Genomic DNA, 16,027 nt, shown 5'->3' with positions numbered 1-16,027 from the left:
GCGCTGGACGCGGCTGAGGTTCGGCACACCTGCCGTCACTCCTCGCCCTGGTCCTCCCGGCGACCGCGTCGGCCGCGCCGGCCGTGCGGGCCGGGGTGACCGCCAGGTCCGCCGGGGAACCCACCGGGACCGCCCGGGAATCCGCCCGGTCCACCCGGACCGCCGGGGAACCCACCCGGACCGCCGGGGAACCCGCCGCGGCCGAACCCGCGCATGCGGGGGTCGAACCCGCCGCGGGAGCGCCAGAACTCCTCGAACGCCTCGCGACGTTCGCCGAACTCGCCGGCCCACTCACGCTCGGCGCGTTCGAGGATCCTTGCCAGGTAGCCGGACAGCTGCGCCACCTCGTCGTCGTCGAGGACGTCCAGCAGCTCCGGCGTCCCGTGCGGCGGGCGCTCGGTGGCCTGTTCGGCGGCCTTCCCCGCCTCGGTGAGCCGGACGACGACCACTCGCTTGTCGTCGGCCGAGGGCTCACGCTCGATCAGGCCCTGCTTCTCCAGCTTGGACAGCAGCTCGGCGGTCGCCTGGCGGGACATGCCCAGCAGGAACGTGAGGTCCTTCTGGGTGGTCTCGGGCTGCAGCTGCAGCAGGGCGAGCACGCGGCCCTGTCCCTGGCTGGGATCCAGCCACGGAGCCCCGCGTCCGCTCCGCTTCGCGCGCTTGGCGTGGTGCAGCTGCAGCATGCCGACCGTCGACAGGCGATTCATCGCCTCCTGGCGCGGGTCGTCGGTCTCGTTCTCGTTGGTCTCGTCCGTGGCAGTGTCGCTCTCGTCGATGCTGTCGTCCGGTTCGATCTCGTTGGGGTATCTCATGACTCTCCTGATTGTCAGGCACCTGTCTGTCAGGTGCATGACAACAACGATGCGCCTTGAGGCCCAACTCTGTCAAGTGCCTGACTGTCGTGTGCCTGACATCTCTTCGAGGGGGCTGGTTCGCCGCCGGGGTGAAGCGCACGCCTAGGATCACGACGTGCTGTGGTCGGGGGTCTGGGGCGAGTGGGGTCATGTGCTGCGTCCTGCGCTGCTCGGGCTCGTGGTCGCGCTGGTGGTGATCCGCCTGTCGGTGCGCCTGCGAATGCTGCGCGGAGCTCCGCGCCCACGGGCCTGGCGGCACTCGGTCGTGTGGCCGTGCTCGCCGCCGGGGTCTCCACGACCGTGGAGGCCCTCCAGTACGTGCTCGACCTGGGCCGCGTGGCCTCGGTGGACGACGTCCTCGTCAATACCGTGGGTGCCGTCTTGGCCGCGCTCTGCTCGCGCAGGTGGTGGCTCTATTACCGCTGATCCTCAGCAGGCCGCGGGCGGTTCACGCACGCTGCGCGCGCTCGGCGAGCCAGCCCGCCATCGCGCGTACCCCCGTGCCGATGGCGCGTTCGTCCGGCTCGAAGTCCACGTGGTGCGGAAAGCCCGTGGTGACGAGCGCGCCGGGCGACCGCACGCCCAGGAAGGTGTACGTGACGGGGATCCGCTGACCGAACAGCGCGAAGTCCTCACCGTTGAACGGCGGTGCGGCCTGCATCCGTGACACCCGCTCGTGTCCGAGTGAACGGCCCAGGTGACGTTCCAGCTCGGTGCCGTCTCGTTCCGGGCAGAGCAGGGCGGGGAACGGGGCGGCGGGGAACGCCGCGCCGGCGCCGTACCGGGCCGTGATCGCCCGGATGTTGTCGCGGACCTCGAGATAGCGCGCCTCGGGCCAGCACCGGTAGGACGTCGCCACGGTGACGGAGCCGTTCTGGCTCGGCTGTGGTGTGGCGTGCTGGATGTTGACGAAGCGGGCCAGCGGCCCGTCGGGCGTCCCGAGGTCCAGGAGGAGCTGTTCCATGTCGTCCAGCGTCTGCGGACGCCGGATCGTGGCCAGGTCCATGATGTCGGCGGCGAGAGCCTCGGCCCGTGCGACGGCGTCGGGGCCGGTGAGGGTGACCGTGCCGCGGTCGAGGCCCGGCATGCCGAACCCTGGCGTCACCGCGAGCGTCCCCACCGGCATCGGGCCGCAGTGCAGCGCGTGGATCTCCCGGGCGCCGGTGCGGCGCAGCACGCCGTCGTCCAGCATCGCCCGGGCGCCGGTGAGGTTCTCCTCGGCGGGCTGGAACACGAACGCGACGCTCCCGCTGAGCCTCGACCGCAGTCCGGCCAGCACCTCGGCGACGCCGACCCCAACCGTGGTGTGCAGGTCGTGCCCGCACAGGTGGCCCGTGTCGGTGACCCCGCCGGTCGTCTGACCCGCCTGTACCGCGTCCATGTCGGCGCGGTAGGCGACCGTGCGGCCCTTGCGTGCGCCGTGCAGCATGCCGACCACTCCGTGGCCACCGACACCCGTCGTGACCGCGAGTCCCGCGGCGCGCAGGCGGTCGGCGACGAGGGCGGCGGTGCGCCGCTCCTCGCCCGCGACCTCGGGGTGCTCGTGGATGTCACGCCGCAGCGCTACGAGATCCGCCTCGATCGACCCGGTGGCGGCATCGATCGAGCGCTGGTCCACGGGGCGGTGCGGGTGTCCGGCCGGTCCGGGAGCGGCCCACGCTGCGTTCGGTGTCGTCACCCCGGCGAGCGTAGCGACACCCGCCGTAGCGGTTGCCCGGAGAAAGGTCCGGCGGTCGACGGGGTGCGGTTCCTGGGCGGTCATGGCTGCTCCTGAGATCGGCGGGTCTGGGACGTGCCACCAGCGTGGCGCGACGCCGTCGGGCTTCCCAGCGGGCAGCCCCCCGGGTGAACTGGTGGGTTGTCCCGACTCCTGCCGTATCGCGCGGGGGAGCCTGGACCTACGTTGGGCGGATGACGCACACACCTGATCTGAGCCGCATCAGCGAGTCGCTGGCCGAGGCCTTCGGCGCCCGAGAGGTCTATGGCGAGCCGATCGAGCGCGACGGGGCGATCGTGATCCCCGCCGCACGCGTGTGGTCGGGCGGTGGCGCCGGTGGCGGGGGCGGCACCGAGCCGGGCGGTACGGCTGAGGCCGCGCCGTCCGAGGACTCGGCCGATCCCACTGAGCGCGGCACGGAACCGGGTGCCCTGGCCGAGGGAGGAGGTGGCGGGTTCGGTTTCGGCCGCCGTGCCGAGCCTGCCGGGGCCTTCGTCGTGGACGAGCACGGTGTGCGCTGGGTCCCGGTCGTCGACGTCAACCGGATAGTCCTCGGCGGCCAGGTGGCGTTGGTGCTCGTGGTGGCCGCCGTCGCCTGGGCCGTGTCCCGTCGCCGGAAGCGGTAGCCGACGTACATGGCGGCCCGCCGTACGCCGGCGCGGAGCGAAAACATGTCCAGTCCGGACGAGGCGCTCGCCTAAGATCGCGGGGTGCGGTTGTTCACGGCGGTCTTCCCGCCCCAGCGTGTCAAGGACCATCTAGGGCTCGCCATCGACGGCGTACCCGCCTCCCCGCGCTGGGTGCCGCGGGAGAGCCTGCACATCACCCTCGCGTTCTACGCGGACCTTCCCGAGGGAACGGTGCCCGAGCTGCGCGACGAGCTGGCGGACGTCGCGCGGAAGCATGCGCCGATCGACCTGCGGCTGCGCGGTGCGGGATCGTTCGGCGCCCGCGTCCTGTGGATCGGCGTCGACGGCGGGACCGGTGCGCTGAAGGACCTGGCGACCGACTGCCTGGCCGCCTCGCCGCGGGAGGTGCCGGAGGACGTCAAGCCGCACCGCGCGCACGTCACCGTCGCCCGGGCGCGTGCCGGTCAGGTGAAGCCGCCGCGCGGGCGGGACCGCTGGGGCAAGAGTGCGGGCGCCGAGCCCCGGTCGGCGCTGGAGCCCGCGGCCCAGGCTCTGTCCGTGTACGCCGGCCCGGACTGGACCGCTGACTCGTTCGCGCTGGTCGAGTCCCACCCCGGTGAGGGTGCTCAGGGCGGCCCGCGGTACGAGATCGTGGAGACCTGGGCACTCGAGGGCTGACCGTCGGACGGTAGCCCTCCGCGGGAGGTCCGCCTCCACGACCGGGACCAGGGCCGCCCCGGCCGTGGAGACGAGATTGTCCGAAGATCCTTCGAACATGTGTTGCACCCTATGCCGATCCACTGACACGCCAAAAAAGTGTGCCAAGCGCCGATCGTCCAGACGTCGTTATCGACGTTGCTCGCCTACACCCGGCATGGAATGATGACCCCCATGCAGCCACTGACCCGCCGATTTATGCGGCCCGCTACGGGCCGTGCGGCGAGCGCTGCACGCGGGCACTGAGCAGCCCTGTGGACAACGCGTCCTGAGCCCTGGCGGGCACCTAGACTTCATTTGCCGGCAGAGGACCCCAGGCAGGGGATCGAACCGGCTCCCGAATCCGCCAGGAAGGCAAGCATGTCCACGCCCGATGAGAAGGCACCCATCGATCCGCTCGACGAGGCAGCGCTCGACGCCGCGGTCAAGGCCGCGCTCGACGACATCGCCAAGGCCGGCGACCTCGACGCGCTCAAAGCCGTCCGCACCCAGCACACCGGGGACCGCAGCTCCCTGGCCCTCGCCAACCGGGGCATCGGCGCGCTGCCCGGCCCGGACAAGGCCAAGGCCGGCAAGCTCGTGGGCCCGCGTCGCGGGCAGATCAACCAGGCGATAGCGGCCCGTCAGACCGAGCTCGAGGGCGAGCGCGACGCGCGCGTGCTGGCGGAGGAGTCGGTCGACGTCACCCTCCCGGTCCAGCGCACGACGGCGGGCGCCCGCCACCCCATCGAGCTGGTCCAGGAGCGCATCGCCGACTTCTTCGTCGGCCTCGGCTGGGAGATCGCCGACGGCCCCGAGGTCGAGGCCGAGTGGTTCAACTTCGACGCGCTGAACTTCGGCCCGGACCACCCCGCGCGCCAGATGCAGGACACGTTCTACGTGGCCGGCGACGGTGCTGACGGTGAGTCGAACCTGGTGCTGCGTACGCACACGTCCCCGGTCCAGGCGCGCTCCCTGCTCGAGCGCGGCGTGCCGCTGTACATCGCCTGCCCCGGCCGTACCTTCCGTACGGACGCGCTGGACCAGACCCATACGCCGGTGTTCCACCAGGTCGAGGGGCTGGCCGTCGACAAGGGCCTGACCATGGCGAACCTCGTCGGCACGCTGGACGCGTTCGCGAGGGCGATGTTCGGGCCGGAGGCCAGGACGCGCCTGCGCCCGGCGTTCTTCCCCTTCACCGAGCCGTCCGCCGAGATGGACCTGTGGTTCCCGCAGAAGAAGGGCGGAGCCGGCTGGATCGAGTGGGGCGGCTGCGGCATGGTCAACCCCAACGTGCTGCGCGCAGCGGGCGTCGACCCGGAGGAGTACACGGGCTTCGCGTTCGGCATGGGCATCGAGCGCACGCTCATGCTGCGCCACTCGATCGCGGACATGCACGACATTGTGGAGGGCGACGTGCGCTTCTCCACCCAGTTCGGGACGGAGATCTGAAGTGCCCCTCATCGTGAAGGACTGGCTCGCTGACCACGTAGAGGTGCCCGCGGACCTCACCGCCGAGCAGCTCGCGGCCGACCTCGTCAAGGTGGGCCTGGAAGAAGAGGCGATCCACGGGGCGGCCGTGACCGGCCCCCTCGTGGTCGGCCGGGTGCTCGAGATGACGCCCGAGCCGCAGAAGAACGGCAAGACCATCAACTGGTGCCGTGTCGACGTCGGACCCGAGCACAACGACGCCGAAGGTGCGCGCGGCATCGTCTGCGGCGCGCACAACTTCGCGCCCGGCGACCTCGTGGCCGTGGCCCTGCCCGGCACCGTGCTGCCCGGACCGTTCGCCATCGCCGCCCGGAAGACCTACGGGCACGTGTCCGACGGCATGATCTGCTCGGTCAACGAGCTCGGTATCGGCGACGACCACGACGGCATCCTGGTGCTGACCCGGAACGGGTTCGCCGAGGCGGACCTCACGCCTGGCCAGGACGCCGTGGCGCTCCTCGGCCTGGGCGAGGAGATCCTCGAGATCAACGTGACCCCCGACCGTGGGTACGCGTTCAGCTACCGCGGCGTGGCCCGCGAGTACGCCCACTCGACGGGGGCCAAGTTCACCGACCACGGTCTGGCTACGGGTGCCGAACCCGCCGCGACCCCGGACGGGTTCGAGGTCCGGGTGCGCGACGACGCGCCGATCAACGGCGTGGTCGGCTGCGACCGGTTCGTGACGCGCATCGTGCGCGGCATCGACCCGGCCGCGCCGACGCCCGCGTGGATGAAGCACCGTCTCGAGGGTTCCGGCATGCGGTCCATCTCCCTGGCGGTCGACATCACGAACTACGTGATGCTCGACCTCGGGCAGCCGCTGCACGCCTACGACCTCGCCAAGGTCTCGGCGCCCATCGTGGTCCGCCGGGCCACCGCCGGCGAGCGCCTCACCACGCTGGACGACGCCGACCGCGCGCTCGACAGCGAGGACCTCCTGATCACGGACTCGCCCACGGGAGCGGGGAGCCGCGTGCTCGGGCTCGCCGGCGTCATGGGCGGAGCGTCGTCCGAGGTCAGCGACACCACGACGGACGTGCTCGTCGAGTCTGCCCACTTCGACCAGATCACCGTCGCGCGCACCGCACGCAGGCACAAGCTCTCGAGCGAGGCCGCCAAGCGGTTCGAGCGTGGCGTCGACCCATTGCTGCCCGCAGTCGCGGCGCAGCGCGTCGTGGACCTTCTGGTCGAGCTGGGTGGCGGCACCGCCGACGCCGCGGTGAGCGACCTCGACCACACCGCGGAGACGGTACGGGCGTCGATCGCGCTCAAGGTCACCGAGCCCACCAGGCTCTCGGGTGTCGAGTACACCCCCGAGCAGGTGCGCAGCACCCTGGAGGAGATCGGCGCGACGGTCGAGGTGTCCTCGGTGGTCGAGCCCGTGCAGGTCCTCCTCGTCTCCCCGCCGTCCTGGCGCCCCGACCTGACCGGTCCTGCCGACCTGGTCGAGGAGGTCGTGCGCATCCAGGGCTACGACCAGGTGCCTTCGGTGCTCCCGTCCGCCCCCGGTGGCCGGGGCCTCACGACCGAGCAGCGCACGCGTCGCTCGGTGGCCCGGGCGCTGGCCGAGGCGGGCTTCGTCGAGACGCTCAGCTACCCGTTCGTCGGCGTCCCCGAGTACGACGCGCTCGGCATCCCCGCCGACGACCCGCGCCGCGTCTCCCTCCGGCTCGTCAACCCGATGGCCGACGACAAGCCGCTGCTGCGGTCGAACCTGCTGGTCACGCTGCTCGACACCGTTCGGCGCAACGTGTCGCGCGGGCTGACCGACCTCGCGGTCTACGAGATCGGCCTCGTCACCCGCCCGACGCCGGGCGCCCCCGCGGCGCCCACGCTGCCCGGTGGGGTGCGGCCCACCGAGGAGCAGCTCGCGGCGCTCGCCGCGGCAGTCCCCGACCAGCCGCGCCGTGTCGCCGGCGTGCTGACCGGCAAGCGCGAGCTGGCCGGCTGGTGGGGCGCGGGCCGCACGGCAGGCTGGGAGGACGCCCTCGCGGCGGCTCGCCTGGTGGCCGAGCGCGCCCGGGCCGAGGTGGTCGTCGTCCCGGACTCCGGGCAGATGCCGTGGCACCCCGGACGCTGTGGACGCCTCGAGCTCACCGACGGGACGGTCGTCGGCCACGCCGGCGAGCTGCACCCCAAGGTCGTCGAGGCACTGGGCCTCCCGGCCCGGGCCGCGGCGTTCGAGGTGGACCTGAGCGTCCTGGTCGGTGCGGCCTCGGGCGAGCCCGTGGCGGCCGCCCCCGTGTCGGCGTTCCCCGCCGCCAAGGAGGACTTCGCCTTCGTGGTCGACGACGGGGTGCCGGCTGAGGCGGTTCGGTCGGCGATCGTGGCCGGCGCCGGTGAGCTGCTGGAGGACGTGGCGCTGTTCGACGTCTTCACCGGGGAGCAGGTGGGCGAGGGCAAGAAGTCGCTCGCCTACTCGCTCCGTCTGCGGGCCGCTGACCGGACGCTGTCCGCGAAGGAGGTCCGCGCGGTGCGCGACTCGGTCGTGGAGTCGGCGGCCGACAAGGTCGGGGCGGTCCTGCGTGGCTGACCCGCGCCAGGCGGTCGGCACCGGGGCGACCCCGCCGTCGCGCACCGCACTCGTCACGGGTGCCTCGCGCGGGATCGGCCGGGAGATCGCGCTGGGTCTCGCGCGAGCAGGGTTGGACGTCGCCCTGCTCGCGCGGGACGCCGCCCGCCTCGCGGCCGTGGCCGCGGAGATCCGGGCGGAGGGCGTGACGTCGGTCGAGCTGACCGCCGACGTGTCGGACCCGGAGGCGGTGCGTGCCGCCGTCGGGCAGGCCGAGGACGCGCTCGGGTCGATCGACCTGCTGGTCAACAACGCGGGCGCCATCGAGTCCGAGCACCCGCTCTGGGAGGCCGATCCCGAGGAGTGGTGGTCGGTCTTCGAGACCAACGTGCGCGCGCCCTTCCTGTTCATGCGCTACGCCCTGCCGGGCATGATCGCGCGCGGCGGCGGCCGGGTCATCGACCTGGCCTCCGGTGCGAGCTCGCACGAGATGGGCGGCGGGTACTCGGCGTACAACGCGAGCAAGACGGCATTGACGCGCATGGGCGCCAACCTCCACAACGACGGCTTCCCGCGCGGCCTCCGCGTCTTCGAGCTCGCGCCGGGCGTGGTGCGGACCGACATGACGACGGGGATGGCCCTGCACGAGGGCCGTACCCGGTGGACGCCGGCCGAGCGCGTGATCGACGTCGTGAACGCGATTGCGGCCGGCGAGCTCGACGCCTGCTCGGGCTGGTTCCTGCGCGTCTCGCACGACACCCCCGAGTCGCTCAAGGCGCTGGCCGCCGACGTCGCCCGGCAGGGTGGCGAGGCAACCGCCCGCCGGCTGCGGGTCATGCCCGCGGGCGGCGACGACCCGCTGGCGGACGCGCTCACCAAGCGCTGACGGCCGACACGGGACGTTCATCCGGCGGTACTGGTGTGCGGGGGCGGGCGCTCTCTACGGTGGAGAGCGACCGTCCCCTCACGCAAGGAGACCACCATGCGCCATCGTCGCCCCGCACTTGCGGTCGCCGCTCTGGGGCTGTGCGCCCTGCTCGCCTCAGCGAGCCAAGCGATCGCAACGGAGCCCGCGAACGAGCAGGCCGGGCTGTCGGCAGCGGCCGCCACACCGCTCACGGCGAGCAACTTCCGCTATACCCTGTCGGAGACGTCGTCGTCCCTGGTCGGAGCGCTCGACGCGGCCCTGCCGAACGTGACCATGGGAGCGGTGGCGGACGACGCCAACCGCACCCCGAGCTGCGACAGCGCGCCGTCGGTCGCGAACCGCACCGCGTACTACTGCTGGAACGCGGGCGATCAGGACACCCCTGACTGGTACCCGCAGGGCATCACCACCAGCTCCGACGCGTTGGGCGAGGGCTTGTACGACGGCAAGCGCATCAACCTCGTGAGCTGGTACGACCACGCAGAGGACGGCATCGACAAGGGCGTCCGCATCAGCGTGTCCAACCTGTCCGCGAGCGCTTCCGCCCCGCCGTACCGGCACATCCTGCTGGTCGAGCCGAGCGGCACCACGAGCGCGCCGTCGTACAAGCCGGTCACCGTCCATGCCGGCGGCATCATGTGGTACGGCAACCTGCTGTACGTGGCGGACACGAGCGGCGGGTTCCGCGTGTTCGACCTGGACCACCTGTGGCAGGTCTCGACGGGCAGCTCCTCGGCCGTCGGGCGTCAGTCGGACGGCTCGTACCACGCGTTCGACTACAAGTACGTGCTGCCGCAGACGGCGAAGTTCACCGACTCGACGGCCGGTGGGTACGCGCAGCTGCAGCATTCGTCGGTGGCGCTCGACCGGACGAGCTCGCCGGACTCGGTGATCGTGAGCGAGTACCGGAGCGCGGCGGACGTCGACGCGGGAGCCCAGGTCCGGACGATCCGGGTCCCGATCGACTACACGAACCGGTACCTCAAGCCCGCGTCCGACGGGATCATCAAGGCGACCGAGGCGTACCGGACCGACCTGGAGAGCGTCCAGGGCTCGACCGCGATCAACGGTGAGTTCTTCTTCTCGCAGAGCGACGGCTCCGACCACTCCAACCCGGACTCGGACGGTGACCTGCACACGTTCGCCGCGCCGTCCGGCTCGATCGTGCGACACGGGAACGCACTGACCGTGGGCGCGGAGGACCTGTCCTACGACCCGACCCGCGACTACCTGTGGTCGCTGGGCGAGTATCCCGGGTACCGATGGGTGTACGCGGCGGACGCCTCGTCGTTCTGACGCCGACGGCGACGCCGGGCCGACGGCTCGTGTCGGACGTGCGGGTCACCCGAGTGCCCTGCACGTCCGACATGAGGGTGCACGCCGCGCTGGGATGTCTCCCTGGTCGAGACGGGGTGCTGAACCTCGGCCGTGTTCGGAACTCGTCGGCATTTCGGGAGTGAACCGGTGTGTTAAAACTGGTGTGCGGGTGTATCTGTGGGGTGAGAGCTGGTCAAGGGTGTTTGTCAGTGGCCGGTGGCAGAATGGTCTGCATGCCTAGGCACACGTCGTTCCGGTTCCGTCTCGACCCGTCGGTCGAGCAGGGACGCGTGCTGTCTCGGCATGTGGGGGCGGCGAGGTTCGCGTTCAACCAGGCCCTGCGCCTGCACAAGGACGCCCGTGCCGCCGCAGAGCGCGGGCAAGGCCGGGACTGCACGCCCGAGGCCGCGCCCGGAGTCGGGTCCCACGACGACCACCCCTGGCGTGACGTCTCGAACCCCGTCCACGTGCCGTGGACGGGGTTCGATCTGATCAACGAGTTCAACAAGTGGAAAAGATCAGAAGCCGCCGGACGCCAGTTCCTCGTCGACCCGACCGGGATGACACAAGTTCACGTGACGGGTCTGGTCTGGCAGGGCCGAGTGCTGGCGCAGGTGTTCGAGGAAGCCTGCGTCGACCTCGGTCGCGGCCTGAAGGCGTTCACTGACTCCCTTGCTGGTTCCCGGAAGGGACCAAAGGTCGGGTTCCCCCGGTTCAAGAAGAAGAGACTGACGGGTGGGTCGTTCCGGATCCGGAACAAGACCAACAAGGGGCGGTCGAGCATTCGGGTCGGTGACGGGGAGCGCGTCCGGTCGGTGACCTTGCCGAAGATCGGGATGTTGCGGGTGCGGGAGTGCACCCGGCGGCTGCGCCGGATGATCGCCAAGGATCGTGCCAGGATCCTGCACGTGACCGTGTCCCGGGGTGCGAACCGGTGGTGGATCTCCATCACCGTCGAGGCCGCCGACCTGCACCCCGCTCGGCGACACACACCACCGCCTGCCGAGTCCCCACGCGGCGAGAACCGTTGGGTGGGCGTGGATCGCGGCCTGCGTACCCTGGTCGTCGCGGGCTCGTCCGACGGCGTTGAGGTGCTTCGTCTGAACAATCCCCGCGCTCTCCGGCGTGGCCTGCCGCGTCTACGCCGCCTGTCCAAGGCGGTGTCTCGCAAGAAGAAGGGATCGAAGAACAGGGGGAAGGCTGTCGTGCGTCTGGGACGACAGCATGCCCGGATCCGTGACCGTCGTCGCCATGTGCTGCATCAGGTCTCCAACCAGCTGGTCAAGAACCACGCCTGGCTGGTCCTGGAAGGCCTGAACATCACCGGTATGACGAGCAACCGCAAGCTCTCTCGCGCCATCTCGGACGCGGCGTGGGGTGAGCTTGCTCGGCAGATCACGTACAAGCAGGCCTGGCGCGGCGGCCAGGTCGTGGTCACGGATCGGTGGTTCCCGTCGTCCAAGACCTGCTTCACGTGCGGGACTCTTCGTAAGGACCTGACACTCAAGGACCGCACGTTCGAGTGCCGCGAGTGTGGGCACGTGATGGATCGGGATCTGAATGCCGCAGTGAATCTCGCCGCCTGGGCCGAGAACCACACCCCACCCGTCGATGACGGTGCGGGGCGTGGTGTTGCCCGGGTCGGGGACCGTCAAGCAGACGGCCCCGTCAACAACGCCCACCGACAGAACACGCCCACCCACCCCGGCCCTAGCGGTCGTGGTGGCAAGGGACTGGATGACGTGGGAACCAACCCTCAGACCGTACCCGCGGCCTGAGGGTTGGACGCCCGAGAAGGGCGGTGTTCCACAAGCCATTCGGCTTCTGAAACACGCCGTAGTCTGTGGCGATGACGCGCCGCATCGAGGACTACGGGATGGTCGGAGATCTCCAGACGGCGGCGCTGGTCGGCCGGGACGGTGCGGTCGACTGGATGTGCCTGCCTCGCTTCGACTCCCCGGCCTGCTTCGCCGCCCTGCTCGGGGACGAGCGCAACGGGTCCTGGAAGCTCGGCCCTGAGGGGGCCGGCGACTGCACCAGACGCCGCTACCGCGACGGCACGCTGATTCTGGAGACGGAGTGGGACCTGCCCGAGGGGCGGGTCCGCGTGATCGACCTGATGCCGCCGCGCAGCGAACAGGCCGACCTCGTGCGCATCGTCGAGGGCATCAGCGGACAGGTCTCCATGACCACCGAGCTGCGGCTCCGGTTCGACTACGGGAACGTCGTGCCCTGGGTCACCCGGGACGGCGGCGCCCTCCTGGCCGTGGCGGGTCCGGACGCCGTCCGTGTCGACATCGACGCAGCGGTCGTCATGACTCCCAGCGGCATGGCCGACGACTTCGTCCACCGCGCCCGGTTCACCGTGGGACCGGGCGACCGGGTGCCGTTCGTCCTGACCTATCACGCCTCCCACCTGGCCGCCAAGAAGCCCGTCGTGGCGGACGAGGCGCTCCGGGACACCGAGGAGTTCTGGCGGTCGTGGGTTGCGCGGTCCACGTACACCGGCCCCTGGGCCGACGCCGTGCACCGGTCCCTCATCACGCTGAAGGCGCTGACCTACGCACCGACCGGGGCCATCGTCGCGGCGGCCACGACGTCGCTGCCCGAGGAGATCGGCGGCGCCCGCAACTGGGACTACCGCTACTGCTGGCTGCGCGACGCCGCGTTCACGCTGCAGGCGCTGATCGGCACCGGGTTCATCGACGAGGCGCGCGACTGGCGGGCGTGGCTGCTGCGCGCGGTCGCCGGCGACCCCGCGGACCTGCAGATCATGTACGGGCTCGACGGACGCCGTCGCCTGCCGGAGTACACGATCGACTGGCTGCCCGGGTTCGAGGGCTCGAGCCCGGTGCGGATCGGCAACGGCGCCGCGGGCCAGCTCCAGATCGACGTGTGGGGCGAGACGCTCGACGCCCTGCACCTGGCGCGCGAGGCGGGCCTGGAGAACGACCACGAGGCATGGCGTCTGCAGAAGTCGCTCCTGGAGCACCTCGCGCAGCACTGGGACGATCTCGACAACGGGCTCTGGGAGGTGCGCGGCCCGCGCCGCGCCTTCGTGCACTCCCGCGTCATGGCGTGGGCGGGCTTCGACCGGGCGGTGCGCGCCGTCGAGGAGGGCGGCCTCGACGGGCCCGTGGAGCAGTGGCGCGCCGTCCGCGACCGGATCCACGCCGACGTGTGCGCGTACGGGTTCGATGCGGAACGGAACACGTTCACGCAGTTCTACGGGTCGGACGGGCTGGACGCCGCCCTGCTGCTGATCGGGCAGGTCGGGTTCCTGCCCTGGGACGACCCGCGCGTGGTGGGCACGGTGGACGCGGTGCAGCGGGAGCTGAGCGAGGACGGGCTCCTGCTGCGGTACGACACCGACGCCGACGACGGGGTGGACGGCCTGCCCGGCGACGAGTCGACGTTCCTGGTGTGCAACTTCTGGCTGGTCGACGCGCTGCACGGCATCGGCCGGCGGGACGAGGCCGTCGCCCTGTTCGAACGCCTGCTCACCCTGCGCAACGACCTCGGGCTCCTGAGCGAGGAGTACGACGTGCGCACCGGGCGCCACCTCGGCAACACGCCGCAGGCGTTCAGCCATCTCGGCCTGGTCAACAGCGCGCTGCGCCTCGGCCGGGGGCCGACGCCCCGTGACATCGAGTCGGGCGTGACGGCTCAGGTGGCCGTCACGCCCGCGGCGAAGGAGACCGCCTGAGCCGGCAGGCTCAGCGGCGCTCGTCGCGCCAGTCGACCCAGGCCTGCACGGTGCTCAGGTCGTAGTCAGGGCCACTCTCACCGATGGTCAGCAGGGTCGCGCCGGCCGCCACGAGGACGTCGCCGGTCGCCTCCGGCGCGCCGCTGACGCCCACCGACCGCTCCACGAGCGCGGAGGTGTCGCGGCCGACGGCGGCGCCGTGCTCGTCGAGGATCGCGGACTTCGTCTTCAGGACGTCGACGTCGCCGAAGGTGTGCCAGATGTCGGCGTGCTCGGCGACGATGCGCAGCGTCTTCTTGACCCCGCCACCGCCGATCATGATCGGGATCTCGCGCTCGGGCGCCGGGTTGCCGGCGGCGAGGCGGGCCTTGATCCGCGGCATGGCCTCGGCAAGGCTCGCGATACGCGAACCGGCGGTACCGAACTCGTAGCCGAACTGGTCGTAGTCCTTCTCGAACCAGCCGGCACCGAGGCCCAGGATCAGCCGCCCGCCGGAGATGTGGTCGACGGTGCGTGCCATGTCGGCCAGCAGGTCGGGGTTGCGGTAGCCGATCCCCGTGACGAGCGCGCCGATCTCCACCCGCTCGGTCTGCTCGGCCCAGGCGCCGAGCATGGTCCAGGCCTCGAAGTGCTTGCCCTCGGGGTCGCCCGAGAGCGGATAGAAGTGGTCCCAGTTGAAGATGACGTCCACACCCATGTCCTCGGCGCGGAGCACCGTGTCGCGGATGGCGGAGTAGTCGGCGTGCTGCGGCTGGAGCTGCAGCGCAATGCGGATGGCGCGATCAGTCATGTCCGCAGCCTACGACGATGTAGACGGCGTCGCGCCCGCCGCAGCAGGTGGTCCGGGACGCGTGTCGGTCACGTCGCGCCGGGTGCCGGGGGGCCGAGACTATGGGTGTGCCGCCGGCCGGCGACCACCGGAACGACAGGAGCACGCATGCCGAACTACAGCACGTCCGCAGAGATCGACGCCTCGCCGGAGGCCGTATGGGCCGTCCTGTCCGACGTCGAGCACATGCCCGACTGGACGTCCTCCATGACCTCGGTGTCGATCATCGACGGCCCGAACCCGCCCGACGTCGGCACGCAGGTGCGGATCGAGCAGCCGAAGATGCCGCTGGCGATCTGGCTGATCGACGAGTGGGACGCCCCGCGGCACTTCGCGTGGATCAGCGAGGCGCCGGGCGTCACCACGCAGGCGGAGCACCTGGTGGAGCCCCTGCCCGACGGCCGTTCCCGGGTCACCCTGGCCATCACGCAGACCGGCGGGCTGGCCTGGCTGCTCGGCGGGCTCACCATGGGCCGCACCCGCCAGTACGTCGACACCGAGCTCGCCGGTCTGCGAGCCAGGCTGGGCTCGTAACGCCGGACCTCCTGGCATCAGCCGTCGGATCCAGGGCCGGGCTCAGACCCGGGTCGCCACCGCGAACACCCTGCGGAACGCGAGCGGCGTGCCGTAGGCGCGCTCCGGGTAGGCCTCGCGCAGCGCCGCCCCGAACTCCTCCTCGAACCGGGTGCGCAGTGCCGGGTCCTTGGCCTCCAGCGCCTGGAGCGTGGGCTGGGCGCCGGTCGCCGAGATCCAGCGGAGCACGGGGTCCGGTCCGTGCAGCACGTGCGTGTAGGTGGTCTCCCACGCGTCGACGGTCCAGCCCGGCCTGGCCAGGCGGTCCAGGTACTCGGCGGGGTCGGCGGTCGCCCGCCGTTCGACCGGTCCGACGACGTCGGCGTACGGCTCCTGGCCGGCCACCTCCCGCAGGAGGACGTGGCTGGGCGCGTCGTGGTTTCCCGGGACCTGGAACGCGAACGTCTGCGAGGCCCGGTCGGCGAGCGCCGTGAGCAGGTCGCGGTGCCCCGGTACCCACTGGAGCGCTGCGTTGCTGACGACGAGGTCGGCGGTGTGGTCGTCGGTGCTGAGGTCGGCCAGCACGTACTCGGTGCCGGGATCGGCGGTGCGTGCCCGCTCGATCATGGCGGGGGAGGCGTCGACCCCGGTCACCTGGGCCTCGGGCCAGCGGGCGCGGAGCACGGCCGTGAGGTGGCCAGGCCCGCACCCGAGGTCGACGACGGTGGACGGCGTACCGGGCACCCGGGCGACCAGCTCGGTGAACGGCCGGGACCGCTCGTCCGTGTACTGCAGGTAGGCGCCGGGGTTCCAGTCGGCCATGTCCACTCCTCGT

General features: G+C 71.5%; 14 protein-coding genes. 10 read left to right on the top strand and 4 right to left on the bottom strand.

Annotated features, from left to right (window positions below; genetic code table 11):
• Positions 1-35: 35 nt before the first annotated feature.
• Positions 36-812, bottom strand: a complete 777-nt coding sequence (locus ACFO6V_RS15295; protein WP_377136666.1) for a MarR family winged helix-turn-helix transcriptional regulator — start codon at positions 810-812, stop codon at positions 36-38.
• 309 nt (positions 813-1,121) lie between these two features.
• Here ACFO6V_RS15295 and ACFO6V_RS15290 point away from each other — a divergent pair, with 309 nt between their 5' ends.
• The gene (locus ACFO6V_RS15290) at positions 1,122-1,280 is read left to right on the top strand and encodes a VanZ family protein (RefSeq protein WP_377136665.1); all 159 of its coding nucleotides are present in this window, start codon (positions 1,122-1,124) and stop codon (positions 1,278-1,280) included.
• 22 nt (positions 1,281-1,302) lie between these two features.
• Here the strand turns inward: ACFO6V_RS15290 and ACFO6V_RS15285 are convergent, their stop codons facing one another.
• Positions 1,303-2,532: a M20 metallopeptidase family protein gene (locus tag ACFO6V_RS15285; protein WP_377136664.1), complete on the bottom strand. Its 1,230-nt coding sequence runs from the start codon at positions 2,530-2,532 to the stop codon at positions 1,303-1,305.
• Between the two features lie 233 nt (positions 2,533-2,765).
• Here ACFO6V_RS15285 and ACFO6V_RS15280 point away from each other — a divergent pair, with 233 nt between their 5' ends.
• The 8 genes from ACFO6V_RS15280 (at position 2,766) to ACFO6V_RS15245 (ending at position 13,850) form a co-directional block, all read left to right on the top strand.
• Positions 2,766-3,197 (top strand): spore germination protein GerW family protein, encoded by a 432-nt coding sequence (locus tag ACFO6V_RS15280; protein WP_377136663.1) that lies wholly within the window; start codon positions 2,766-2,768, stop codon positions 3,195-3,197.
• A gap of 84 nt (positions 3,198-3,281) precedes the next feature.
• Positions 3,282-3,878: an RNA 2',3'-cyclic phosphodiesterase gene (gene thpR / locus ACFO6V_RS15275; RefSeq protein ID WP_377136662.1), complete on the top strand. Its 597-nt coding sequence runs from the start codon at positions 3,282-3,284 to the stop codon at positions 3,876-3,878.
• Positions 3,879-4,277: 399 nt separating this feature from the next.
• The gene (pheS, locus tag ACFO6V_RS15270; RefSeq protein WP_377136661.1) at positions 4,278-5,348 is read left to right on the top strand and encodes a phenylalanine--tRNA ligase subunit alpha; all 1,071 of its coding nucleotides are present in this window, start codon (positions 4,278-4,280) and stop codon (positions 5,346-5,348) included.
• Position 5,349: 1 nt separating this feature from the next.
• Complete coding sequence (gene pheT / locus ACFO6V_RS15265) at positions 5,350-7,920, top strand: phenylalanine--tRNA ligase subunit beta (protein WP_377136660.1); 2,571 nt, start codon at positions 5,350-5,352, stop codon at positions 7,918-7,920.
• The gene (locus ACFO6V_RS15260) at positions 7,913-8,785 is read left to right on the top strand and encodes an SDR family NAD(P)-dependent oxidoreductase (RefSeq protein WP_377136659.1); all 873 of its coding nucleotides are present in this window, start codon (positions 7,913-7,915) and stop codon (positions 8,783-8,785) included. The genes pheT and ACFO6V_RS15260 overlap by 8 nt, the downstream gene beginning before the upstream one ends.
• Before the next feature lie 96 nt (positions 8,786-8,881).
• Positions 8,882-10,123 (top strand): hypothetical protein, encoded by a 1,242-nt coding sequence (locus tag ACFO6V_RS15255; protein ID WP_377136658.1) that lies wholly within the window; start codon positions 8,882-8,884, stop codon positions 10,121-10,123.
• Positions 10,124-10,377: 254 nt separating this feature from the next.
• A complete protein-coding gene (locus ACFO6V_RS15250) occupies positions 10,378-11,922 on the top strand; it encodes an RNA-guided endonuclease InsQ/TnpB family protein (protein ID WP_377136657.1) in 1,545 nt (514 codons plus the stop codon).
• A gap of 71 nt (positions 11,923-11,993) precedes the next feature.
• Positions 11,994-13,850 (top strand): glycoside hydrolase family 15 protein, encoded by a 1,857-nt coding sequence (locus tag ACFO6V_RS15245; RefSeq protein WP_377136656.1) that lies wholly within the window; start codon positions 11,994-11,996, stop codon positions 13,848-13,850.
• Between the two features lie 10 nt (positions 13,851-13,860).
• Here the strand turns inward: ACFO6V_RS15245 and ACFO6V_RS15240 are convergent, their stop codons facing one another.
• Positions 13,861-14,640 (bottom strand): LLM class F420-dependent oxidoreductase, encoded by a 780-nt coding sequence (locus tag ACFO6V_RS15240; protein ID WP_377136655.1) that lies wholly within the window; start codon positions 14,638-14,640, stop codon positions 13,861-13,863.
• 147 nt (positions 14,641-14,787) lie between these two features.
• On the opposite strand from ACFO6V_RS15240, the gene ACFO6V_RS15235 reads away from it, so the two are divergent.
• Positions 14,788-15,213 (top strand): SRPBCC family protein, encoded by a 426-nt coding sequence (locus ACFO6V_RS15235; protein ID WP_377136654.1) that lies wholly within the window; start codon positions 14,788-14,790, stop codon positions 15,211-15,213.
• A gap of 42 nt (positions 15,214-15,255) precedes the next feature.
• Here the strand turns inward: ACFO6V_RS15235 and ACFO6V_RS15230 are convergent, their stop codons facing one another.
• The gene (locus ACFO6V_RS15230) at positions 15,256-16,014 is read right to left on the bottom strand and encodes a methyltransferase domain-containing protein (RefSeq protein ID WP_377136653.1); all 759 of its coding nucleotides are present in this window, start codon (positions 16,012-16,014) and stop codon (positions 15,256-15,258) included.
• Between the last annotated feature and the right edge of the window lie 13 nt (positions 16,015-16,027).

This window comes from Promicromonospora alba (genome assembly GCF_042654905.1).
GTDB lineage: Bacteria > Actinomycetota > Actinomycetes > Actinomycetales > Cellulomonadaceae > Promicromonospora > Promicromonospora alba.
Note: the sequence above shows the minus strand (reverse complement) of the source record. Positions and strands in the feature narration are given on the sequence as shown.